At 73.7% G+C, this 22,672-nt stretch carries 17 protein-coding genes; 14 read left to right on the top strand and 3 right to left on the bottom strand.

Going from position 1 to position 22,672, the window contains the following annotated elements; genetic code table 11:
• Window positions 1–217: 217 nt before the first annotated feature.
• Window positions 218–1,906, bottom strand: coding sequence for a dolichyl-phosphate-mannose--protein mannosyltransferase (locus ACFWGN_RS19130; RefSeq protein ID WP_377619117.1), 1,689 nt, complete (start codon window positions 1,904–1,906; stop codon window positions 218–220).
• Between the two features lie 25 nt (window positions 1,907–1,931).
• Between ACFWGN_RS19130 and rsmI the strand changes: the two genes are divergently transcribed.
• Window positions 1,932–2,936: a 16S rRNA (cytidine(1402)-2'-O)-methyltransferase gene (gene rsmI, locus ACFWGN_RS19125; RefSeq protein ID WP_377619115.1), complete on the top strand. Its 1,005-nt coding sequence runs from the start codon at window positions 1,932–1,934 to the stop codon at window positions 2,934–2,936.
• 50 nt (window positions 2,937–2,986) lie between these two features.
• On the opposite strand, the gene ACFWGN_RS19120 is transcribed toward rsmI, so the two are convergent.
• Complete coding sequence (locus ACFWGN_RS19120; RefSeq protein WP_377619113.1) at window positions 2,987–3,592, bottom strand: isochorismatase family protein; 606 nt, start codon at window positions 3,590–3,592, stop codon at window positions 2,987–2,989.
• A 130-nt stretch (window positions 3,593–3,722) separates the two neighbouring features.
• On the opposite strand from ACFWGN_RS19120, the gene ACFWGN_RS19115 reads away from it, so the two are divergent.
• The 4 genes from ACFWGN_RS19115 (at window position 3,723) to ACFWGN_RS19100 (ending at window position 9,251) form a co-directional block, all read left to right on the top strand.
• Window positions 3,723–4,250 (top strand): hypothetical protein, encoded by a 528-nt coding sequence (locus ACFWGN_RS19115; RefSeq protein ID WP_377619111.1) that lies wholly within the window; start codon window positions 3,723–3,725, stop codon window positions 4,248–4,250.
• A gap of 147 nt (window positions 4,251–4,397) precedes the next feature.
• Window positions 4,398–5,594 carry a DsbA family protein gene (locus ACFWGN_RS19110; RefSeq protein WP_377619109.1) on the top strand — a complete coding sequence of 399 codons (1,197 nt, stop codon included), beginning with the start codon at window positions 4,398–4,400 and terminating at the stop codon, window positions 5,592–5,594.
• A 125-nt stretch (window positions 5,595–5,719) separates the two neighbouring features.
• Window positions 5,720–6,916 (top strand): aminotransferase class I/II-fold pyridoxal phosphate-dependent enzyme, encoded by a 1,197-nt coding sequence (locus ACFWGN_RS19105; RefSeq protein WP_225219757.1) that lies wholly within the window; start codon window positions 5,720–5,722, stop codon window positions 6,914–6,916.
• Window positions 6,917–7,109: 193 nt separating this feature from the next.
• Window positions 7,110–9,251, top strand: a complete 2,142-nt coding sequence (locus ACFWGN_RS19100; protein ID WP_377619107.1) for an alpha-galactosidase — start codon at window positions 7,110–7,112, stop codon at window positions 9,249–9,251.
• Window positions 9,252–9,300: 49 nt separating this feature from the next.
• Here the strand turns inward: ACFWGN_RS19100 and ACFWGN_RS19095 are convergent, their stop codons facing one another.
• Window positions 9,301–9,738 (bottom strand): hypothetical protein, encoded by a 438-nt coding sequence (locus tag ACFWGN_RS19095; protein ID WP_377619105.1) that lies wholly within the window; start codon window positions 9,736–9,738, stop codon window positions 9,301–9,303.
• 110 nt (window positions 9,739–9,848) lie between these two features.
• Here ACFWGN_RS19095 and ACFWGN_RS19090 point away from each other — a divergent pair, with 110 nt between their 5' ends.
• The 9 genes from ACFWGN_RS19090 to ACFWGN_RS19050 all read left to right on the top strand — a co-directional run bounded on the left by ACFWGN_RS19090 (window position 9,849) and on the right by ACFWGN_RS19050 (window position 22,665).
• Window positions 9,849–11,096 carry a PQQ-dependent sugar dehydrogenase gene (locus tag ACFWGN_RS19090; protein ID WP_377619103.1) on the top strand — a complete coding sequence of 416 codons (1,248 nt, stop codon included), beginning with the start codon at window positions 9,849–9,851 and terminating at the stop codon, window positions 11,094–11,096.
• Between the two features lie 135 nt (window positions 11,097–11,231).
• A complete protein-coding gene (gene metG / locus ACFWGN_RS19085) occupies window positions 11,232–12,878 on the top strand; it encodes a methionine--tRNA ligase (protein WP_377619101.1) in 1,647 nt (548 codons plus the stop codon).
• 2 nt (window positions 12,879–12,880) lie between these two features.
• Window positions 12,881–13,810 (top strand): TatD family hydrolase, encoded by a 930-nt coding sequence (locus ACFWGN_RS19080; RefSeq protein WP_191800453.1) that lies wholly within the window; start codon window positions 12,881–12,883, stop codon window positions 13,808–13,810.
• A 153-nt stretch (window positions 13,811–13,963) separates the two neighbouring features.
• Window positions 13,964–15,124: a ubiquitin-like domain-containing protein gene (locus ACFWGN_RS19075; RefSeq protein ID WP_377619098.1), complete on the top strand. Its 1,161-nt coding sequence runs from the start codon at window positions 13,964–13,966 to the stop codon at window positions 15,122–15,124.
• A gap of 391 nt (window positions 15,125–15,515) precedes the next feature.
• On the top strand, window positions 15,516–16,862 hold the full coding sequence (locus ACFWGN_RS19070; RefSeq protein ID WP_377619096.1) for a transglycosylase family protein: 1,347 nt from the start codon (window positions 15,516–15,518) through the stop codon (window positions 16,860–16,862).
• A gap of 462 nt (window positions 16,863–17,324) precedes the next feature.
• Window positions 17,325–18,611, top strand: a complete 1,287-nt coding sequence (locus tag ACFWGN_RS19065) for a ubiquitin-like domain-containing protein (protein ID WP_377619094.1) — start codon at window positions 17,325–17,327, stop codon at window positions 18,609–18,611.
• Window positions 18,612–18,729: 118 nt separating this feature from the next.
• Entirely contained in the window at window positions 18,730–19,650 is a 921-nt protein-coding gene (rsmA, locus tag ACFWGN_RS19060) for a 16S rRNA (adenine(1518)-N(6)/adenine(1519)-N(6))-dimethyltransferase RsmA (RefSeq protein ID WP_377619093.1), read from the top strand.
• The gene (locus tag ACFWGN_RS19055; RefSeq protein ID WP_191800445.1) at window positions 19,647–20,585 is read left to right on the top strand and encodes a 4-(cytidine 5'-diphospho)-2-C-methyl-D-erythritol kinase; all 939 of its coding nucleotides are present in this window, start codon (window positions 19,647–19,649) and stop codon (window positions 20,583–20,585) included. Before rsmA ends, ACFWGN_RS19055 begins: the two co-directional genes overlap by 4 nt.
• A gap of 187 nt (window positions 20,586–20,772) precedes the next feature.
• A complete protein-coding gene (locus ACFWGN_RS19050; RefSeq protein ID WP_377619090.1) occupies window positions 20,773–22,665 on the top strand; it encodes an ABC-F family ATP-binding cassette domain-containing protein in 1,893 nt (630 codons plus the stop codon).
• Window positions 22,666–22,672: the final 7 nt, after the last annotated feature.

Genomic DNA, 22,672 nt, shown 5'->3' with positions numbered 1-22,672 from the left:
CCGGAGCCGCGCGAGACGGACCGTCAGGCCGGGGCCGCGCCCCCCCCCCCCCCCCCCGGGCCCCCCCCGGGGGGCCCCCCCCCCCCCCCCGGGCCCCCCCCCCCCCCCCCCCACGCTCGACCGACGACGACCGCACGCTCGACCGACGACGACCGCACGCTCGACCGACGACGACCGCACGCTCGGTACGGGGAGACCGCACCCGCCCGGCGACGGGTCAGATCCAGCTGGGCAGCCACATGTGCAGTCGCCAGAACCACTCGGGGACGTTCATGGCCGTCCAGATCGGGTAGAAGAAGATGCTCATCACGACGATCACGGTGAACAGCGCGGTCACGGCCCAGATCACCCAGCCGCGGGCCGTGCGGTCCCGTTCGGTGGCCTCGAGCAGGACCGTCACGACGTAGACGAGCGCGAGGACGACCCACGGGGTGAACACGATCGCGTAGAACGTGAAGATCGTGCGGTCCGGGTACGCGAACCAGGGGAGCCAGCCCGCGACCAGGCCGCTCAGCACGGCCGTCGCGCGCCAGTCCTTGCGCCACACCAGGAGCACGACCGTGGCCACGATCGCGAGCGCGGCCGACCACCACAGGACCGGGTTGCCCAGCGACGTGATGACCCGCGCGCACTCGTCGTAGCCGCATCCCGTCACGCCGTCGGACCCGTCGCGGTAGTAGAAGGACGTGGGCCGCCACTGCACGATCCAGCCGATGGGCTTCGACGCGTACGAGTGCTCGGCGCTGAGCCCCGTGTGGAAGTCCCACATCTTCTGGTGGTACGCCCACAGCGAGCGCAGCGCCTCGGGGAGCCACTGCACGCCCTCGCCCGGGTGCGCCGCGGCCCAGTCGCGCATGTACGAGCTCGGTGAGCGGAACCACGAGAACCAGGTCGCGAGGTAGGTGAGCGCCGCGGTGGGCAGCATGACGAGCGCGGCCGGGATCGCATCGGCGAGCAGCGCGTCCTCCCACCACCGCTTGATCCCGACGGCGCGGCGCGCCGTCGCGTCCCACAGCACCGACAGCAGGGCGAAGACCGCGAGGAAGTACAGGCCCGACCACTTGACCCCGCACGCGAGCCCCAGCGAGACGGCCGCCGCGAAGCGCCACCAGCGCCAGCCGAGCCGCGGGCCGTAGCGGCCGATCTCCCGGCCCGAGTCCACGAGGGCGGCGACCCGGTCCGCGAGCCGGCGTCGGGCCTGCTCGCGGTCCAGCAGGAGGAACCCGAACGCGACGAGCACCCAGAACATGAGGAAGTTGTCGAGCAGCCCCGTGCGCGAGTGCACGATCGCCATGCCGTCGATCGCGAGCAGCCCGCCCGCCAGGACGCCCATCGCGGTCGAGGCGAACAGGCGGCGCGCGATCCGGGCGAGCAGGAACACCGCGAGGATCCCGACGAGCGCTGTCGAGATGCGCCACGACCAGGGGTTCTCGGCCCCGCCGAAGAGCTGCATGCCGCCCGCGATCATCCACTTGCCGAGCGGCGGGTGGACCACGTAGTCGGGCAGGTTGAGGAACGTGTCGACGTTCCCGGCCTCGAAGGCGGGGTTGGGGTCCTCGGGCCACTTGGCCTCGAAGCCGACCCGCAGGAGCGTGTACGCCTGCTTGACGTAGTACGTCTCGTCGAACACGAGGTTGCCGGGACGGCCCAGGTCCCACAGGCGCAGACCGCCCGCCAGCAGCGCTACCAGCGCAGGTCCGAGCCACCCCCACAAGCGGTCCTTGGACGTGGACCCCAGGGCGAGGCGACGTGCTCCCAGGAGCTTGAGCAGGAGACGGTCACGCACCGACAGCCCGGCGTCCTCCCCGGTCTCGACCTCGGCCACCGGGAACGGGAAGTCGTCGCCCGGACCGGGACCGGGGGCTACGGGCGTGGGGTCGGTGGAGGGCTGGGGCACGTCGGCCATCGTAGGACGTGGAACGCTAGGGGGTATGAGCCACGCGCACCCCACCTCCGACCGGCACCTCGATCCCGACCCGACCGAGGCCCCCGGCGAAGGCGAGGACGTGGCGCGCGAGGTGAGCGACGCCGTCGGGCCGGAGGGTGAGGACACCCTCGACGCGCACGACGACGCGCCCGCAGGTCGCCGCCCGCGCGACGACGGGCACCTCGTCCTGGCCGCGACCCCCATCGGCAACGTCGAGGACGCGAGCCCGCGGCTGCGACGCCTCCTGGCGGAGTCCGCGGTCGTCGCGGCCGAGGACACGCGCCGCCTGCACGCCCTCGCCGCACGCATGGGCGTCTCGATCGGCGGGCGCGTCGTGAGCTACCACGAGCACAACGAGGTCGAGCGTGCCGACGAGCTGCTCGACGTCGTCGAGGGCGGTGGGACCGTCGTGATCGTGACCGACGCCGGCATGCCGTCCGTCTCCGACCCCGGCTACCGCGTCGTGACCCGGGCCGTCGAGCGCGACCTGCCCATCACCTCGGCCCCCGGGCCCAGCGCGGTCCTCACCGCGCTCGCCCTGTCCGGGCTGCCGACCGACCGCTTCTGCTTCGAGGGCTTCCCGCCCCGCAAGCCCGGCGAGCGCGCACGCACGTTCGAGGCGCTCGCGCGCGAGCCCCGCACCATGGTCTTCTTCGAGGCCCCGCACCGTATCGACGACACGCTCGCCGCGATGGCCCAGGGGTTCGGCCCCGACCGCCCCGCGGCCGTGTGCCGCGAGCTCACCAAGACGTACGAGGAGGTGCTGCGCGGGACGCTCGGCGAGCTCGCGACCGAGGCCGCCGAGCGGCAGCTGCGCGGCGAGATCTGCATCGTCGTGGCCGGGGCACCCGCGCGCGAGGCCGTCTCCGTCGAGGAGCTCGTGAGCGAGGTCCTCGTCCGGGTCGACGCCGGAGAGCGCCTCAAGGAGGCCGTCGCCGAGGTCGCGACCGCCACGGGTGTGCCCAAGCGCGAGCTGTACGCCGCGGCACTGGCGGCGCGCAAGGGCTGACCCCGCGCGGCCGGGTCGGCGCGAGCGGACGTGCTCGTCCCGAGGTGCCCTCAGACCTCGGTCGACCGCACCAGCTCGACGCCGGCCGCCGCGAGCTCCCCGCGCGCCGCCTTGCCCAGGTCCTCCGAGACCGGCACGGTCAGGTCGGTCAGGACGCGCGTCGCGAGCCCCAGCCCGTGCGCGTCGAGCGCGGTCGCCCGGACGCAGTGCGACTCCGCGATGCCGACCACGTCGGCCGAGGAGACCCCGGCGTCCTGGAGGAGCTGCGCGAGGGTGCGGCCCTCGCCGTCGACCCCCTCGAAGCCCGAGTACGCGGCCTGGTACTCGCCCTTCTTGACGCTCGCGTCCGGAGCGAGGTCCGCGAGCGCCGGGTGCAGCTCGGCGTTGGGCGTGCCGGCCAGGCCGTGCGGGGGCCACGTGTCGACGAAGTCGGGGACCTCGGGGGCCGTCGCGAAGTGGTGCCCCGGGTCGACGTGCCAGTCCTGCGTGGTCACCACGAGGTCGTAGTCCGTGCGCCGCTCGGCCGCGAAGGCCGCGATGGCCTCCGCGACGGCGTTCCCGCCCTCGACCGCGAGCTCACCGCCCTCGCAGAACGTGGGCTGGACGTCGACGACGATCAGGGCGCGACCGCTGGCGGTCGTGTCGGTGCTGGTCATGACCCCACTCTGCCACCGGGGACGTCGTTCGTGGAGCGCCCGGGCCCGGTCGTTCGTACGCTGGGTCACCAGACGAAGCATCCGCCGGCGGGCGTACCGCACGCCGGGAGGCCGAGCGAAGGAGCCGACCATGAGCGCGTCCGAGAGGATCGACGACCCGGCAGGCGACGAGAGGTCGGTGAAGGGCGCGAGCGCGGGGGGCGCGACGACCGAGCGCGACCCGGGCGAGCGGCCCATCGGGTACTGGCTCAAGCTGGTCGACCGGCTGATCGACCAGGACGTCGACGAGGTCTTCCTGCGCACGGGACTGACGCGACGCCACTGGCAGGTCCTCAACATGGTCAGGGACGGCGTCTCGGACGTCACGACGGTCGACAGCGTCCTGTCACCGTTCACGACCGGGGGTGCGCGGCCCGGGGGCCACGCACCCGCGGTCAGCGCGGAGATCTCCGACCTCCAGGCCCGGGGGTGGGTGACCCAGGGCGGGGCCGGGTGGGAGGTGACCGTCGCGGGGCAGCACGCATACCACGACCTCCTCGACGCGGTCTCGCTCTCGCGCGAGCGCCTCGCGGAGGGGATCACGCGCGAGCAGTACGACCGGACGATCGCGACGCTCGAGCAGATGGCGCGCAACCTCGGGTGGTCGCCGGGGGCCTGAGCCCGCCCCGGGGATCGGGCGCGGCGGCGTCCGCCGCTCGGGGGCCGCGTACCCTGGCGTGCGCGAGTCCTCGACGTGCCGGGCGTCCGTCCGGCGGTGGGTCTCGCGCCGCCAGCGCCCGCCGCGAGACCCGAGGACCGACGACCCATGCTCCGTGACGAGGCCCTCCGCGCCGTGCAGGACCCGACCGCCCCGCCGACCGTGCTCGCCCAGGTCGCCGGCGAGTTCCCCGACCTGCGTCCCCAGGTCGCCGCGCACCCCGGCGCCTATCCGGGGCTGCTCTCGTGGCTCGCCGCCGGCGGCGACCCCGCGGTCGACGCGGCGCTCGCGGCACGCCGGGCCGCCCCGGCGGGCTACGGTGCCCCGACCCCGCCGTACACGCCGCACCCGTACGCGCCGGGACCTGCCTCGCCGGCGCACCTCGCCCCCGCGTACGCCGCCCAGCCCTACGCCCAGCAGCCCTACGCTCCGGGTGGCCACGCAGCGCACCACCCCCAGCCGTACCCCACTCCCGACGCGACGTACGCGCCCGGGGCGGGCTACGCCGTCGGGCCGCAGGTCGCGGCGGTCCAGGGGCGGCCCACCGCGCAGCGGCGCGCCCGCGTGACCCTGGTCTCGGTGCTCGCAGGACTCGTCCTGCTGCTTCTCGTGGGGGTCGCCGCCTTCCTCGCGGTCGGCAGCGGGGCGCCGTCCGCCGAGCCCGTCGGCCAGGGGGTGGCGGGCGCGCCCGAGGGATCGGGGCAGGACGCCGTCGCGCCCGGGACGGCGACTCCCGAGCACGGCCTGCTCGCGGGCGCGGGCGACGAGTCCGCGCCGGTGACGGTCGAGGTCTACGTCGACTACATGTGCCCGGTCTGCGGTCGGTTCGAGGCCGTCAACGGCGAGAGCCTCACGAAGCTGCGCGAGGCCGGGAGCGTGCGGGTCGTCTTCCACCCCATCGCGATCCTCGACCGGTACTCGCAGGGCACGGCGTACTCGACGCGCGCCGCGTCGTCGGCCGCGCTCGTGGCCGACCGCGCCCCCGACACGTTCCAGGCCTTCCACGCGGGGCTGCTCGCGCACCAGCCCCAGGAGGGGACGGCAGGCCTGAGCGACGCCCAGATCGCTGACGTCGCCCGCGCGGCGGGCGTCCCGGCGGACGTCGTCGCCGAGCTGGCCGACGGCGGGGCGGCCGAGTTCGCTCCCTGGGTCGCCGAGGCCACGCAGGCCGCGACGAGCGACCCGGCGCTCGCGGGCCCGCAAGGTTTCGGCACGCCGACGATCGTGATCGACGGCGAGCGGTGGGCCGGGGACTGGAGCGACGCGCAGGCGCTCGCGCAGGCGATCGAGGGCACGTCGGTCTGACGGCGCTGCCCGAGCGCCCGGACCGGGCGCTCGGACCGGGCGCTCTGGCCGGGCGCCCGGGCCGGGAGAAGGACCTGCCCCCGGACCGGACGACGGCCCGCGCACCGCAGGCGTACCCTGCCTCCATGCCACGCGAGATGGAGTTCCGCCGGATCCCCGGCCTGCCCCCGTACGTCTTCACGATCATCGACTCGCTCAAGCTCGAGGCGCGCCGCGCCGGGCGCGACGTGATCGACCTGGGCTTCGGCAACCCCGACCTGCCGAGCCCGCAGATCGCGGTCGACAAGCTCGCGGAGGCGGTCCACAACACGCGCAACCACCGGTACTCGGCGTCTCGCGGCATCCCCAAGCTCCGGCAGGCGGCCGCGGACATGTACCAGCGCCGGTTCGGCGTGACGCTCGACCCGGAGACCGAGATCATCTCGACCATCGGCGCCAAGGAGGGCTTCAGCCACCTCATGTGGGTGCTGCTGCAGCCGGGCGACGCGGCGATCGTCCCCACGCCGAGCTACCCCATCCACATCTGGGGGCCCTACTTCGCGGGGGCCGACGCCCGGCAGGTCGCGATCGGCGACGGCACGGACGCCTCGGGGTACATCGACCGCGTCATGGAGGCGTGGGAGTACGGGTGGCCCAAGCCGCGCGTCGTCGTGCTGTCCTTCCCGCACAACCCGACCACGACCATCGCGACCAAGGAGGACCTCCAGCGCCTGGTCGACTGGGCGCGCGAGCGCGACGTGGTGCTGGTGCACGACCTCGCGTACGCCGACATGACGTTCGACGGCTGGCGCCCGCCCTCGATCATGGAGTGCGACGGGGCCAAGGAGGTCGCGGTCGAGCTCTACTCGATGACCAAGTCGTACTCGATGGCCGGGTGGCGCGTCGCGTTCCTCGTGGGCCGGCCGGACGTCGTGGGGGCGCTCGCCAAGCTCAAGTCGTACCTCGACTACGGCACGTTCCAGCCCATCCAGATCGCGGCGACCGTGACGCTCAACGAGGCCCTCGACTTCCCCACGGAGGTCTCGGCGGTCTACGAGTCGCGGCGCAACACGCTGTGCGACGGGCTGGACCGCATCGGCTGGGACATCCACCGGCCCAAGGGCACCATGTTCGCGTGGGCGCGCATCCCCGAGCCGTACCGCGAGATGGGCTCGATCGAGTTCGCGACGCACGTGATCGAGAGCTGCGACGTCGCGGTCTCGCCGGGCGTGGGGTTCGGGCCGGGCGGCGACGGGTTCGTGCGGTTCGCGCTCATCGAGAACGAGCAGCGGACGGGGCAGGCGATCCGGAACCTCAAGAAGGGCCTGACGCGGTTGCAGTAGCGCGAGCCGCCCGACGACGGGGCGCACCTGAACGCCCGGGTGCGCCCCGCCGTCGGGCAGGGCAGGTGGACCGACGTCCGGGCGCGGTCGACGCGCGCCGTGGGCACGACCGAGCCCTCCGGTGGACGCTTCCCGCGCCCCGGCCCGCGTCGGGCAGGATGGCTTCGACCAGCGGCGTGAAGGGAAAGTGCAGATGACCGTCGAGACACCAGTCGTCCACCTCCGAGGGGGCGGGACGAGCCTCGTCGTGACGACGAGCGGCGCGCGGCTGCCCCGCGTCCTCCACTGGGGGCCCGACCTCGGCGACCTGACCGATGCCGACCTCGCGACCATGGAGACCACCGCGTCGCCCGCGATCGGGGACTCGGCCGTGACGTACCCCCAGCCGGTGCCGGTCGTGGCGCAGCTCGCCGAGGGGTGGCTCGGGCGGCCCGGTGTCGTGGGCGACCGTTCCGGCGCCCACTGGGCTCCTCGGTTCGTGGTCGACGACGTCGTGGTCGAGCGTGCGAGCGACGTCCAGCGCCTGCGGGTCGCCTCGTCCGACGACGCCTACGCCCTGACGCTGGGCGTCGAGCTCGAGGTTCTCGCGTCGGGGCTCGTCCGGGTCCGGGCCGAGGTGGGGAACCGGGGCGGCGCGCCCTACGAGGTCCGCGCGCTCGAGCTGGGCCTGCCCGTCCCGCCGACCGCGACCGAGCTGTGCGACCTCGCCGGACGCTGGGCCCTCGAGAGGGTCCCTCAGCGGCGGCCCTTCGACGTCGGGACCTGGGTGCGCGAGAGCCGGGGCGGCAAGCCGGGGCTCGAGCACGCGTTCATGATGCTCGCGGGCGAGCAGGGGTTCGCCAACCGCTCGGGGCGGGTGTGGGGCGTCCACCTGGGCTGGAGCGGCAACCACGCGCTCGTCGCGGAGCGCACCCCGGCCGGGAGCCGCCGGCTCTCGGGCGGCGAGCTCCCGTGGCCCGGCGAGCTGGTCCTCGAGCCGGGGACGTCGAGCACGACGCCGTGGCTCTACGGCTCGTGGGGCGAGGGCCTCGACGATCTCTCGCACCGGGTGCACCGCTGGATGAGGTCGCGCCCGACGCACCCACGCGCACCGCGGCCCGTGCTGCTCAACACCTGGGAGGCCGTCTACTTCCAGCACGACCTCGCGACGCTCGAACGTCTCGCCGAGGCCGGCGCGGCGGTCGGGGTGGAACGCTTCGTCCTCGACGACGGCTGGTTCACCGGTCGCCGGGACGACACCACCTCGCTCGGCGACTGGACCGTGGACTCGACGGTCTGGCCCGACGGGATCGACGCGCTCGCCGACCGGGTGCGCGAGCTGGGCATGGACTTCGGGATCTGGTTCGAGCCAGAGATGGTCAACCTCGATTCCGACCTCGCACGGAACCACCCCGAGTGGGTCTTCGACGCCGGGCACGGCCCGGGCATGGCCTCGCGCCACCAGCACGTCCTCGACCTGGCCCACCCCGAGGCGTACCGTCACGTCCGCGACGCGATGTCCGAGGTCGTCGACCGTCTGGGCGTCGCGTACGTGAAGTGGGACCACAACCGGTACCTGCTCGACGCCGGGCACACGCCCACGGGCAGGGCCGGGGTCCGGGAGCAGACCCTGGCCGCCTACGCGCTCATGGCCGAGCTCAAGGAGCGGCACCCTGGCCTCGAGATCGAGTCGTGCGCCAGCGGCGGTGGCCGCGTGGACCTCGGCGTGCTCCAGCTCACCGACCGGGTGTGGGCCTCGGACTGCAACGACCCGCACGACCGGCTCGGGATCCAGCGCTGGACCCGCCTGCTCGTGCCGCCGGAGCTCCAGGGGACGCACATCGGAGCGCGCGAGTCGCACACCACGCACCGGGTCCACCCGCTCGACTTCCGCGCGCAGGTCGCGCTGTGGGGGCACCTGGGGATCGAGACGAACCTCCTCGAGGCCTCACCGGACGAGCTCGACGAGGTCCGGGCCTGGGTGGCGTTCCACCAGGCGCACCGGTCCCTGCTGCACTCGGGCGACGTGGTCCACGCGGACCTCGGGGACCCCGCGCTGCGCCTGGAGGGGGTCGTCGCGAACGACCGCAGCGAGGCCATCTTCCAGCTCGCGGTGGTCGACCGACCGATCACCTGGCCCCCGGGACGGGTCGCCGTGCCGGGGCTCGACCCGGAGCGCCGGTACCGGGTCCGCCAGGTCAGCCCGGTCGAGAGGTCAGGTTCCGGGGTGCTGCCGCCGTGGACCGCGGTCGAGGAGGGCGTCGTGCTCCCGGGCGTCGTCCTCTCCCAGGTCGGGATCGAGGCCACCTCGCTCGACCCGGACCGCGGGGTCCTGTGGCACCTGACGGCGGAGTGATCGACGCGTGCGCGCTGCGGTCGGCCGTCCCGGCTCACGCCGCGTCGGCTCAGGCCGGCGCGGCCGGGGTCGGGGGCGTGGCCCCCGGGCGCTGCTGGTACCGGTCGACGTGCGACGCGGCGGTCGCGACGGCCTTCTCGTCGACCAGGTCGTAGACGATCGTGCCGACCCACACGATGAGCGTCGCCCACACCCAGGTCCAGAAGCCGTCGATGTCGAACCCGCTCGACGGCGAGAGCAGCGTCGTCACGACGAGCGACCCCAGGACCGTCACGAGTCCCAGGACCCACGTCCAGCCGTGGACGTGCTTGCCCAGGAGCCTCGTGACGAGGGGGCGCAGGAGCGTGATCGTGACCGTGAACAGGGCCACCGCGACGAGCCCCCACAGCCAGCCGATGTGCATGCCCTCGAGCACGAGGTTCGCGACGACCAGCGTGACGCCGTAGGCGATCGCTGCGACGATGAAGCTGAGCACTTTCGGGTTCATGATCGGCACCTTCGCTCGGATCCCTGGAACATGAGTGCTCCTTCGAGTGTGACAGCGCGCGGGTTCGCGCGCACGCGTCGCGGGCACCGTCGCCACGCAGAGAGGTTGCCATGAGAGCAGCGCACGTCCTGCCCGGCGCCCTCGTCGCGCTCACGGTGCTGGTCGCGGGGGCCTGCTCGGGCGGGCCCGACCCCGTCCCGAGCCCCGGGCTCGACGGCCAGGTCGTCGAGCCGGCCCCGGGCGTCCCGACGGTCCGGGCGAGCGCGACGTCCCTGATCGACGACCTGACCTCGCCGTGGGGCCTCGCGGCGCTCCCCGACGGCCGTCTGCTGAGCACCTCGCGCGACGAGGGCACGGTCAGCGTCCTGGATCCGGACGCGGGCTCCGTCACGGCCGTGACGGGCGAAGGGGCCGCCGAGCTCGCGTCGGGGACCGACCACGGCGGCGAAGGGGGCTTGCTGGGTATCGCGGTGGCGCCGACGTTCTCCGAGGACGGGACCGTCGTGGTCTACCGGACGGGCGAGGACGGGAACGAGGTGCTGCGGGGGCGCCTCGACCTGGACGAGGCCCGCCTGGGAGCGCTCACGACCGTGCTCGACGGCATCCCGAAGGCGAGCAACCACAACGGCGGGCAGGTGGCGTTCGGTCCCGACGGCTTCCTCTACGTCTCGACGGGGGACGCGACCGATTCGGGCGCCGCGCAGGACCCGGGCTCGCTCGCGGGCAAGATCCTGCGGGTCGGGCTCGACGGCGAGGCAGCGCCGGGCAACCCCGACGGCTCGCGCGTGTGGAGCCTGGGCCACCGCAACGTCCAGGGCCTGGGCTGGGACGCCTCGGGGCGGATGTTCGCGTCCGAGTTCGGGCAGAACACGCTCGACGAGCTCAACGTGATCGTCCCGGGCGGCAACTACGGCTGGCCGGAGCGCGAGGGGACGCTCGGGGAGGCGGCCGCCCCGGACGGTACGGCGTTCGTCGACCCGGTCGCGACGTGGCCCACGTCCGACGCGAGCCCGAGCGGCCTCGCGGTCACGTCGGACGGCGTGTACGTCGCGGGGCTGCGGGGCGAGCGCCTGTGGCGCGTCCCGTTCGCGGGCGGTGCGGCGGCCCCGGAGGGTGAGGCGAGCCCGGCGCCCGACGGCGGAGCCTCGCCCGCCGCGTTCGGCGCACCGCAGGCTTTGCTCACGGGCGAGTGGGGGCGCCTGCGGGCGGTCGTCGTGGACCCTGGGAGCGGTGCCGGGGACGGGGCGACGGGTGGGGGCGGGGTGTCGCTGCTCGTCCTGACGAACGAGACGGACGGGCGGGGGAGTCCCGCGCAGGGGGACGACCACCTCCTGCGGGTCGAGCTCTCGACGGGCTGAGTTCGTCGTCGTCGGCGGTCGCGACGGTGACTCCGGTCGACGGTTCCGGTCACCCTCGCTGGGCGGTGTGGTCGTCGTCGGCGAAACCTGACATCGCGGCGCACCGGCCGGGTCCGGACAACTACCATGAGGACCATGCCTGACGCAGCCCCGGAGACCTTCTACCTCACCACCCCGATCTACTACGTGAACGACGCCCCGCACATCGGGCACGCGTACACGACGGTCGCGGCCGACGTCGTCACCCGCTGGCACCGCCAGCGCCAGGAGCCGGTGTGGTTCCTGACGGGGACGGACGAGCACGGGCAGAAGGTCATGCGCACGGCAGAGGCCAACGGCGTGACCCCCCAGGAGTGGGCGGACCGCCTGGTCGAGAGCTCGTGGAAGCCCGTGCTGCACACGCTCGACGCGCTCAACGACGACTTCATCCGCACCACCCAGCCCCGTCACACCGAGCGCGTACAGGCCTTCATCCAGGACCTGTACAACAAGGGTGAGATCTACGCGGGCTCGTACGAGGGCCCGTACTGCGTGGGGTGCGAGGAGTACAAGCTCCCGGGCGACCTGATCGACGGCACGGGCGAGCACGAGGGCCAGAAGCTCTGCCCCATCCACAGCAAGCCCGTAGAGATGCTCTCCGAGCAGAACTACTTCTTCAAGATGAGCGCGTACCAGGACCGCCTGCTCGCGCTCTACGAGGCGCACCCCGAGTTCGTCCAGCCCGCCAGCGCACGCAACGAGGTGCTCGCGTTCGTCAAGGGTGGTCTGCAGGACCTCTCGATCTCGCGCAACACGTTCGACTGGGGCATCCCCATCCCGTGGGACACCACGCACGTGCTCTACGTGTGGTTCGACGCGCTGCTCAACTACGCGACCGCCGTCGGGCTGGACAGCGACGACCCCGAGCAGCAGGCCAAGTTCGCGGCCACGTGGCCTGCGAGCGTGCACCTGGTCGGCAAGGACATCCTGCGCTTCCACGCGGTGATCTGGCCCGCGATGCTCATGGCCGCGGGCCTGCCCCTGCCGGGGACCGTGTTCGCGCACGGCTGGCTCCTGGTCGGCGGCGAGAAGATGAGCAAGTCGAAGCTCACGGGCATCGCGCCGAGCCAGATCATCGACCACTTCGGTTCCGACGCGTTCCGCTACTACTTCATGCGCGCCATCGCGTTCGGCCAGGACGGGTCGTTCTCGTGGGAGGACCTCTCGGCGCGCTACAACGCCGAGCTCGCGAACGGGTTCGGCAACCTGGCCTCGCGCGTCGCGGCCATGGTCGGCAAGTACTACGGGGGCGTTCTCCCGCAGACGGGCCCCGCCGGGCCGGCCGAGCAGGCGCTCGAGCAGGTCGCCGCGCAGGCGGTCCAGGCAGCCGAGAAGGCGATCGACGCGCTCGCGATCCACGAGGCGATCAACGCGGTGTGGACGCTCGTCGACGCCACGAACCTGTACCTCACGGAGCAGGAGCCGTGGAAGGTCGCCAAGCTCGACGAGGAACGTGACGGCACGGGGTCCGACGCCGTCTCGGTCCAGGAGGGCCGCCTCGCCACGATCCTCGTCACGGCCGCCGAGGCCCTGCGCTCGCTCGCCGTCCTGCTGCACCCGATCACCCCGAAGGCCGCCCAGGCGCTCTGGGAGTCCCTCGGCGCCGAGGCGCCGCTGGGTGCGCTCGCGGTCCAGCCGGTCGACGGTGCCGCTCGCTTCGGCGCGCTTCCCGCAGGGACCACGGTCACCAAGGGTGCGTCGCTGTTCCCGCGGCTCGAGGACCCGGTCGTCGAGGGCGCCTGACGGTGGCCCGCAAGCGTGAGCGCGGGTGGCCGCCCGCCCCCGAGGCGCTGCCGCTGCCCGTGGTCGACGACCACACCCACCTCGAGTCGATCGCGGGTGTCCTGCCCGACGTCGACGAGGAGGGGCACCCCGTCCCCGTACCGACGGTCGCGCAGCACGTCGAGGACGCGGCCCGGGTCGGCGTGGACCGCATGGTCCAGGTCGGCTGCGACCTGCCCTCGGCCCGCCTGACGGACGCCCTGGTGCGCGAGCACCGGGCGCTCGTCGGCGCGATCGCGATCCACCCCAACGAGGCGACCCTGCACGCGGGCGTGACCGAGGTGGGCCCCGACGGGCTGACCCCGACCCCCGAGCCTCGCCACGCCGTCGGGCTCGACGACGCCATCGCGGAGATCGCCGCGATCGCACGCGGCAACGACCGCATCCGGGCGATCGGCGAGACCGGCATGGACCTCTTCCGCACCGGCCCGCAGGGCGCGGCCGTCCAGCGGGAGTCGTTCCGCGCGCACGTCGCGCTCGCCAAGGAGCTCGGCCTACCGCTCCAGATCCACGACCGTGACGCGCACGCCGAGGTCATCGAGGTCCTCCTCGCCGACGGCGCCCCCGAGCGGACCGTGTTCCACTGCTTCTCGGGCGACGCCGAGATGGCGAGGCTGTGTGCCGCGCAGGGTTGGTACCTGTCGTTCGCCGGGCCGGTGACGTTCGGCGCCAACGACGAGCTGCGCGCGGCCCTCGCGGCCGTGCCGCTGGGACAGGTCCTGGTCGAGACGGACGCGCCCTATCTCACGCCGCACCCCTACCGCGGACGGCCCAACGCGCCGTACCTCCTGCCCCACACCGTGCGGAAGGTGGCCGAGGTGACGGGGACCTCGCTCGAGGAGGTCTGCGCCCGGCTGAGCGGCACGGCCGAGCAGGTCTACGGCCCCTGGTGAGTCCTCGCCCGACCGGTGAGTCCCGGGCGGCGCGCCGGACGGGCTTTCCCCGGAGGTCACGTTTCCACTACGGTCTGCTTGTCCGTGATGCCCGGAGCGTCGCGTACGCGGGTCGAGACAGGAACGGAAGGTCACGTGGTCGGTGGCGACGGGGTGCGCAGGAGCTCCCTGACGGGTAGGTGGCGCCTCGCAGCGCAGGCCGCGATCCTGGCGACCGTGGTCGGGGCGACCGGAGTCTTCGCGGTGGCCCACAAGTCCGTGACTCTCGACCTGGACGGCGAGGTCAGCACGGTCAGCGCGTACGGCTCGACCGTCGGGGACCTGCTCGCCTTCCAGGACGTCGCGCTCAAGGACACCGACCTCGTGGAGCCCGCCGTGGACGAGCCCGCGACCGACGGGGGCACCATCGTCGTCCGGACCAGCCAGGAGATCTCGCTCGAGCTCGACGGGAAGTCGCAGACGTTCGTCACGACGGCCCGCACGGTCGGGGAGCTGCTCACCGCCCTGGGGCCGCGCGCCGAAGGAGCCATGACCTCGGCGTCCCGGTCGCAGTCGCTCGGCCGCGAGCAGATCCGGGTCTCGACCCTCAAGACCGTCCACGTCGCCGTGGACGGGGCGGTCGTGACCGCCACGACCTCCGAGGCGTCGGTCGAGGGGGTCCTGGAGCACGCGGGGATCACGCTGTCGGTGGGCGACGCGGCGTCGGTCCCGCTCGGTGCCGCAGCGGTCGACGGGATGCTCGTCCTCGTCACCCGCGCTGCGAGCGGCGCGGCGACGGTCACGGAGACCCTCCCGTTCGAGACCGAGGAGGTCAAGGACCCCTACCTCCCGCAGGGGCAGCGCAAGGTCCGCACGTCGGGCAAGGTCGGCGAGGCCGTGACGACGTACGCGATCCAGACGGTCGGCGGCACCGAGGTCTCGCGGACCGTGGTCGACCGTTCGGTCACGCGCGAGCCTCGTACCGAGGTCGTCGTGGTCGGTTCGCTCGATCCGTCGACCATCAAGGTCGACCCGGGCTCGTCCAAGGCGATCGCCAAGTCCCTCGCGGCCCAGCGCGGCTGGGGCGACGACCAGTTCGCGTGCCTCGACCTGCTCTGGATGAAGGAGAGTCGGTGGAACGCGACCGCGGAGAACAGGTCGAGCGGTGCGTACGGGATCCCGCAGGCGCTCCCGGGCTCCAAGATGGCCAGTGCCGGAGCCGACTGGCGGACCAACCCGGCGACCCAGATCACCTGGGGTCTGGGGTACATCGAGGGCCGCTACGGCACGCCCTGCGGCGCGTGGAGCCACTCGCAGGCCAAGGGCTGGTACTGAGCGAGGGCCGTGCGGAGACCCTGTGAGGGTTCTCTCGGTAGGGACGCTCCACGCCCCGACATAGGTGGAGAAAACCGGACAGGACGGTGGCGTCGCGTCCGGACGGGGTTGGCACTCGATAACGGATCGGTTACGGTCAACTGTCGCGCACTGCAGCCCGCCCTGCCGCCACCCGCTCATCACCGGGGGCGAGACGGACGGAGGGTGCGCGTCCTGCTGTCGGCCGGAGAACTGGTCCGTCGGTGGTAGACGACAGCCGGATCGGTCGTTCGGAACCAGCGGTAGGACGTCCTCGGACGCCCGTCCCGATGCTCCTCGGAGCGCAGGGTCCGTCGGTGGCGCGCTGCGTCGCCCGAAGCCCGTGCCCGGGAGGCTCGACGACTGGACTCGAGTGAACAACCCCATTGACCGGACCGCTCACGCGGCCAGCGCCGACAGCGCAGCCAACACCCCCCAGACCCCTTCTTCTCTCGACGGCGTCGAGGCACAGGCCTCCGCCCCCACAGCCACCAAGCGCCGCCGCTGGCCCCTGATCGCCGGTGCGACGGCCATCGCGCTCGTCGCGACCGGAGCAGTTGCCTACGGCAGCGCCAAGAAGACCGTCCAGCTCGACGTCGACGGCAACATCACCACGGTCTCGACGTTCGCGGGCTCGGTCGAGGGTTTCCTCGACGAGCAGGACGTACGCGTGACCGACCGCGACCTGATCGCTCCCGGGGCCGACGCGCCCCTGAGGAACGGTGCCGACGTCGTCGTGCGCTACGGGCGCCAGGTGACCGTGCAGACCGACGGCGCCCAGAGCGACGTGTGGCTCACCGCGCTCGACGCCGACGAGGCGCTCGACACCCTCGCGGCCCGTGGCAGCGACGTGCGCCTCGTGGCCTCGCGCTCGGGAGCCGACGGCCGTGCTGCCCTCTCCCTGCGCCTCGACGCGGACGGACCCGTCAACGTCGTGGCCGACGGCCAGACCAAGACGGCGCCCGACGGCAGCATCGGCGTCAACGCGATCCTCGACCAGCAGGGCGTGGTCCTGGGCGAGCTCGACCGCGTGTCGGTCGCTCGCACGGTCGAGCCCACGACCGACGGGACCACGGCAGAGGCGACCTCGGCCGACGAGACGACGACCCAGCCCGCGGTCTCGCTCGTCGTCCAGCGCGTCGCCGTGACCGAGACCCCGACCGTCACGCCCATCCCGTTCGAGACGGTCACCGAGCAGGACGCGAACCGTTTCGCGGACCTCGCCCCGGTCGTCAAGCAGGAGGGCGTCGAGGGCGCCTCGACCAAGGTCGAGAACGTGACCACGGTCGACGGTGTCGAGGAGTCCCGCGAGGTCGTCTCGGACGGCGTCACGTCCGAGCCGGTCGCCAAGATCGTGGTGCAGGGCACCAAGGAGCGGCCCAAGGCTGCACCCAAGGCCGCTGCGGCCCCCCAGGCCGCTGCTGCTGCACCCAAGGCGAGCGCGCCGGCAGCGGCGCCCGCTCCCGCGGCGAGCTCGGTCGGCGGCGACGTCTGGGCCGCGCTGGCCAAGTGCGAGTCGGGCGGTAACCCCGCGACGAACACGGGCAACGGCTACTACGGCCTCTACCAGTTCTCGGCCAGCACCTGGCGTGCGATGGGCGGCTCCGGCCTCCCGTCCGACGCGTCGGCCGCCGAGCAGACCCAGCGTGCGCAGGCCCTCCAGGCCCGTTCGGGCTGGGGACAGTGGCCGGCGTGCGCCCGGAAGCTCGGCCTGCTCTGAGCGGACCTGGTGCCTGATCACGGCGATACGCCGGGGTCGGACGAACGAGGGGTGTGGCCCACGGCGCGAGCCGTGGGCCACACCCCTCTCCCGTGCCGGCACGGTGCCCGTGCGTGAGGTTCGTGGGGGCGAGAGACCTGCCCCGGGTGCGACGTCAGGGTCTGTCCGGGTCCGACCGGATCGTCCTGTGACGTGGATCGCGGGCGAACGGGACCGACTTGGTGATCGATAACGAGTCGGTTACGGTCGAGTGTCCCGCGTGCAGAAGTCGCCTTGGTGTGATCGAGCGCGGGCGCCGTGTCGGCAGGCTGCACAGCCCAGGACCCGACACCCTGGACCGCCGGATCGGCTGGTCGAGCCCCTGGAGCGACCCCGTCGCCTCGCGCCGTGCGCGGACCAGGGCAGCGCCGCAGCGCGCGCCTCGACCCCCCCGTGCCCGGACAGCACGACGACTGGACCCGAGTGAAGAATCCCTTCCGCACCGCCGGCGCGCGCAGCGCGCACCCCACTCCTCTCACGCCTTCCGACACCACGGCCCCCGAGGACACCTTCCCTGCCGGCGTCGAGGCACAGGCCTCCGCCTCCACAGCCACCAAGCGCCGCCGCTGGCCCCTGATCGCCGGTGCGACGGCCGTCGCGCTCGTCGCGACCGGAGCGGTCGCCTACGGCAGTGCCAAGAAGACCGTCGAGCTCGACGTCGACGGCCAGATCACCTCGGTCAGCACGTACGCGGGCTCGGTCGAGGGCCTCCTCGCCGAGGAGGGTGTGCGCGTGACCGACCGCGACCTGGTCGCTCCCGGGGCCGACGCGCCCCTGAAGAACGGTGCCGACGTCGTCGTGCGCTACGGACGGCAGGTGACCGTGCAGACCGACGGCGCCCAGAGCGACGTGTGGCTCACCGCGCTCGACGCCGACGAGGCGCTCGAGACGCTCGCGGCGCGCGGCGGCGACGTGCGCCTCGTGGCCTCGCGCTCGGCGGCCGACGGCCGCGCCGAGCTCCCGGTGCGCCTCGACGCGGACGGGCCCGTCAACGTCGTCGCCGACGGCGTGACCCGGACGGCCCCGGACGGGTCCATCGGCGTGGACGCGATCCTCGAGCAGCAGGGCATCGTCCTGGGCGAGCACGACCGCGTCTCGGTGGCCCGCGACGCGTCGGCAGACCCCGCGGTGTCCCTCGTCGTCCACCGCGTGGTCGTCACGGACCTGCCGACCACGACCCCGATCCCGTTCGAGACCACCGTCCAGGAGGACGGGAACGTCTACAAGGACGAGGCCCCGACGGTCGCCCAGGAGGGCGTCGAGGGCGTGCACACGCTCGTCGAGCGCGTGACCACGGTCGACGGTGTCGAGGAGTCCCGCGAGGTCGTCTCGGACGGCGTCACGTCCGAGCCCGTCGCCAAGATCGTGGTGCAGGGCACCAAGGAGCGGCCGAGCGGCCCGGCTGCGGCCGGGTCGGCACGCGAGATCGGGCGCCAGCTCGTCGCGGCCCGCGGCTGGGGCGGCGAGCAGTTCGCGTGCCTCGACAAGCTCTGGACCAAGGAGAGCAACTGGAACTCGTCGGCGACCAACCCGTCGTCGGGCGCGTACGGGATCCCGCAGTCCCTGCCCGCCTCCAAGATGGCGAGCGCCGGGGCCGACTGGCGGACCAACCCCGCGACCCAGATCACCTGGGGCCTCAACTACATCGCGGGCAGCTACGGCACCCCGTGCGCCGCGTGGTCCCACTCGCAGGCGAGCAACTGGTACTGAGCTCGCGCAGGCGGACGTCGGTATCGAGCTGTCGAGCACGGCTCGCGGCGGGACCGGTGCAGGCCGTCGAGCACCGCTCGCGGCGGCCTGCACCGGTCCAACCGGTAGGCTTCCCCGCATGAACGACACCCCCAACGCCCTGCTCGGTCCGGCACAGATCCGCGACCTGGCAGGGCGTCTGGGCGTGCGGCCCACCAAGACGCTCGGACAGAACTTCGTGCACGACGGCGGGACGGTCCGCAAGATCGTCCGGACCGCCGGGATCGGCGCGGGGGACCGGGTGGTCGAGGTCGGGCCGGGCCTGGGCTCGCTCACCCTGGGCCTGCTCGAGGTGGGCGCGAGCGTCGTCGCGGTCGAGATCGACCCGCCCCTCGCGCAGCAGCTCGCCGCGACCGTGGCCGTGCACCAGCCCGACGCCGCAGACCGCCTGACGGTCGTGGCCGCGGACGCGCTCGAGGTCACCGAGCTCCCGGGCGAGGCGCCCACGGCGCTCGTCGCGAACCTGCCCTACAACGTGGCCGTCCCCGTCCTGCTGACCTTCCTCGAGCGCTTCGACTCGCTCGAGCGTGTCCTGGTCATGGTCCAGGCCGAGGTCGCGGACCGGCTCGCCGCCCCGCCCGGGAGCCGCACGTACGGCGTGCCGTCGGTCAAGGCCGCCTGGTACGCCTCGGCCCACCGTGCCGGGACCGTGGGGCGCAGCGTGTTCTGGCCCGTGCCGAACGTGGACTCCGCGCTCGTGGCGCTCGACCGCCGCGAGCCCCCGGCCACGACGGCGACGCGCGAGGAGGTCTTCGCGGTCGTCGACGCGGCCTTCGCCCAGCGCCGCAAGATGCTCCGTTCGGCCCTCGCGGGGATCGCGGGCTCGTCGGCTGCTGCGGTCGAGGCCCTCGAGCGTGCGGGCGTCGACCCGACGGCGCGCGGCGAGCGGCTCACGGTCGAGGAGTTCGCGCGCATCGCGGAGCAGCTCCCGCTCGTGCAGGCCGAGGCGGCCGCTTCCGCAGGCGAGCACCCGGAACGACCTGGCACAGTGGACGCGTGAGCCCCCACCTGTCCGCCGCGCCTCCGGTCTCCGTCCGGGTCCGGGCGCCCGGGAAGGTCAACCTGTCGCTGCGCGTCGGGGCACGCCAGGAGGACGGGTATCACCCTCTCGTGACGATCTTCCAGGCGGTCTCGCTCGTCGAGGAGGTCACGGCGACGCTCGAGACCCCCGGCGCCGGCCTGTCGTTGACGGTCTCGGGGGCGCAGGCCGAGCGCGTGCCGGTCGACGAGACGAACCTGGCGTGGCGGGCCGCGGAGTCCCTGGCGCGCTACACGGGCGTGGACGCCGACGTCCGGCTGCACATCCACAAGGGCGTGCCCGTCGCGGGCGGCATGGCGGGCGGCTCGGCCGACGCCGCGGCCGCGCTCGTGGCGTGCGACCTGCTGTGGGAGACGGGTCTGTCGCGGGCCGAGCTGTCCGACCTCGCGGCCGGGCTCGGCTCGGACGTCCCGTTCGGGCTCGTGGGTCACACGGCCGTCGGGACCGGGCGGGGGCACCTGCTGACGCCCGCGATGGCCCGGGGGGAGTTCCACTGGGCGTTCGCGGTCCGGGACGAGGGCCTGTCGACCGCCAAGGTGTTCCAGACGTTCGACGAGGTCGTGGGTGGGACCCCCGACGTCGAGCTGTCGGACGACACCGAGCTCATGCAGGCCCTGCGCGCGGGCGACCCCGTGGGCCTGGGCCGCGCCCTGCACAACGACCTGGAGCCGGCGGCGCTCGCCATGGCCCCCGAGCTCGGCCGGACGCTCGAGGTCGCTCACGAGGTGGGCGCGCTCGGCGTGATCGTCTCGGGCTCTGGCCCCACGGTCGCGGCGCTCGCCCGCAGCAGGCAGCACGCGCTCGCGATCGCGGCCTCCTGGACGGCCGCAGGCGTCGCCGACTCGGTGCACTGCGCCACGGGCCCGACGTCGGGCGCGCGCGTCCTGGCCTCCTGACCGTCCGCGCTCGGCCGGACCGGGCGCGGCGCGTGGCCGGAGGCGGACCTCGGTCGACGGCACGTGCACGCCGAGCCCGCGGCTCGCTGCTCGCGGGGGCCGGTGCGGGGCAGCCCTCCCCGGGGTCCCGGCACACGATGCCCGGCGCGTATCCTCGCTAAGGCACTTCTCCCTCTCGAAGGAACTCATGGCACACCTCCTCGGCGCCGACGACATCCGTCTCGTCGTCGGCACCCGCACCCTGCTCGACGGCGTGAGCCTGGGCCTCGACGACGGCGACCGCGTGGGCGTCGTCGGCCCCAACGGGGCCGGGAAGTCGACGCTGCTGCGCCTCCTCGCGGGGACCGCCGTGCCCGACGCCGGACGTGTCACCCGGGTGGGCGGGCTCCGGATCGGCATGCTCGACCAGCGCGACGAGTCGCCCGCGGGCACGAGCATCCGCGACCTGGTCCACGGCGAGTCCGCCGAGCACACGTGGGCGGGCGACGCGGGCATCCGCGCGGTCCACGCGGGCCTGCTCGGCGACCTGGACCTCGACGCCCCGGCGAACACCCTCTCGGGTGGGCAGCGTCGGCGCGTGGCGTTGGCCGCCCTGCTCGTCGCCGACCACGACGTGCTGTTCCTCGACGAGCCCACCAACCACCTCGACGTCGAGGGCGTCGCGTGGCTCGCCGAGCACCTGCAGGCGCGGTACGCGCGCCCCGGTGCCCGAGGAGCGCTCGTGGTCGTGACGCACGACCGCTGGTTCCTCGACGCGGTGTGCACGCGCATGTGGGAGGTCACGGGCGACGGGACGGGAGCGGTCGAGGGGTACGAGGGCGGGTACGCGGCCTACGTCCTGGCCCGTGCCGAGCGGGCCCGGACCGCCGCCGTCACGGCCGAGAAGCGCAACAACCTGCTCCGCAAGGAGCTGGCCTGGCTGCGCCGCGGGGCCCCCGCCCGCACGTCCAAGCCCAAGTTCCGGCTCGACGCGGCCGCGGCGCTCATCGCCGACGAGCCGAACCCGCGCGACACGCTCGAGCTCACGCGCATGGCCACGCGCCGCCTCGGCAAGGACGTGCTGGACCTCGAGGACGTCACGGTCCGCATGCCGGCTCGCGACGGGGACCCCGATGCCGCGGAGAAGGTCCTGTTCGACGACGTCACGTGGCGCCTCGGCCCGGGCGACCGCTACGGCGTGGTCGGGGTCAACGGCGCGGGCAAGACGACGCTCCTGCGCCTGCTGGCCGGGCGGCTGGCGCCGACCGCGGGCACGGTCAAGCGCGGCAAGACGATCCACGTCGCCGAGCTGACCCAGGACGTCGACGAGCTCGACGAGATCGGCGGCCTGCGGGTCGTGGAGGTCATCGAGCAGGAGAAGCGCACGGTCGCGGTCGACGGCAAGGAGCTCACGGCGGCCCAGCTCGTCGAGCGCCTCGGGTTCACGCGCGAGCGTTCGCAGACCTTGGTCCGTGACCTGTCGGGCGGCGAGCGCCGCCGCCTGCAGCTCCTGCGCCTGCTCGTCGGCGAGCCCAACGTGCTGCTGCTCGACGAGCCCACCAACGACCTCGACACCGACACCCTGGCAGCCATCGAGGACCTCCTCGACGGCTGGCCCGGGACGTTGATCGTGGTCTCGCACGACCGCTACCTGCTCGAGCGGGTCTGCGACCGCGAGGTCGCGCTCCTGGGCGACGGGACCATCCGCGACCTGCCGGGCGGGGTCGAGGAGTACCTCGCGCTGCGCAAGGCCGCGATCGCCGCGTCAGCGGGGTCGTCGCGTGCGGGCGGGACCCGTGCGGGGGCGACCGCCTCCGAGACCGGTGCGTCGTCGTCGGGCACGGGGAGCACGGGCGACGCGACGGACGCCCAGCCGGCCCCCTCGGGAGCGGACGTGCGCGCAGCGAAGAAGGAGATCGGTCGCATCGAGCGTCGCCTGTCCAAGATCGCCGAGCTCGAGGCGCGCCTGCACGACAAGATGGCGGCCCAGGCGACCGACCACGCGGCGGTCCTCGACCTCGACAAGCAGCTCCGGGAGCTCGCGGACGAGAAGGAGGCGCTCGAGACCGAGTGGATGGAAGCGGCCGAGCTGCTCGACTGACGCCTGC

This window comes from Oerskovia sp. NPDC060338, assembly GCF_042726295.1.
Taxonomy (GTDB): Bacteria; Actinomycetota; Actinomycetes; order Actinomycetales; family Cellulomonadaceae; genus Oerskovia; species Oerskovia merdavium.
Note: the sequence above shows the minus strand (reverse complement) of the source record. Positions and strands in the feature narration are given on the sequence as shown.

Bases quoted from the DNA above. Each gene is read 5' to 3' on its own strand.
- ACFWGN_RS19130 (WP_377619117.1), bottom strand. From the start codon at position 1,906: ATGGCCGACGTGCCCCAGCCCTCCACCGACCCCACGCCCGTAGCCCCC.
- rsmI (WP_377619115.1), top strand. From the start codon at position 1,932: ATGAGCCACGCGCACCCCACCTCCGACCGGCACCTCGATCCCGACCCG.
- ACFWGN_RS19120 (WP_377619113.1), bottom strand. From the start codon at position 3,592: ATGACCAGCACCGACACGACCGCCAGCGGTCGCGCCCTGATCGTCGTC.
- ACFWGN_RS19115 (WP_377619111.1), top strand. From the start codon at position 3,723: ATGAGCGCGTCCGAGAGGATCGACGACCCGGCAGGCGACGAGAGGTCG.
- ACFWGN_RS19110 (WP_377619109.1), top strand. From the start codon at position 4,398: ATGCTCCGTGACGAGGCCCTCCGCGCCGTGCAGGACCCGACCGCCCCG.
- ACFWGN_RS19105 (WP_225219757.1), top strand. From the start codon at position 5,720: ATGCCACGCGAGATGGAGTTCCGCCGGATCCCCGGCCTGCCCCCGTAC.
- ACFWGN_RS19100 (WP_377619107.1), top strand. From the start codon at position 7,110: ATGACCGTCGAGACACCAGTCGTCCACCTCCGAGGGGGCGGGACGAGC.
- ACFWGN_RS19095 (WP_377619105.1), bottom strand. From the start codon at position 9,738: ATGAACCCGAAAGTGCTCAGCTTCATCGTCGCAGCGATCGCCTACGGC.
- ACFWGN_RS19090 (WP_377619103.1), top strand. From the start codon at position 9,849: ATGAGAGCAGCGCACGTCCTGCCCGGCGCCCTCGTCGCGCTCACGGTG.
- metG (WP_377619101.1), top strand. From the start codon at position 11,232: ATGCCTGACGCAGCCCCGGAGACCTTCTACCTCACCACCCCGATCTAC.
- rsmA (WP_377619093.1), top strand. From the start codon at position 18,730: ATGAACGACACCCCCAACGCCCTGCTCGGTCCGGCACAGATCCGCGAC.
- ACFWGN_RS19050 (WP_377619090.1), top strand. From the start codon at position 20,773: ATGGCACACCTCCTCGGCGCCGACGACATCCGTCTCGTCGTCGGCACC.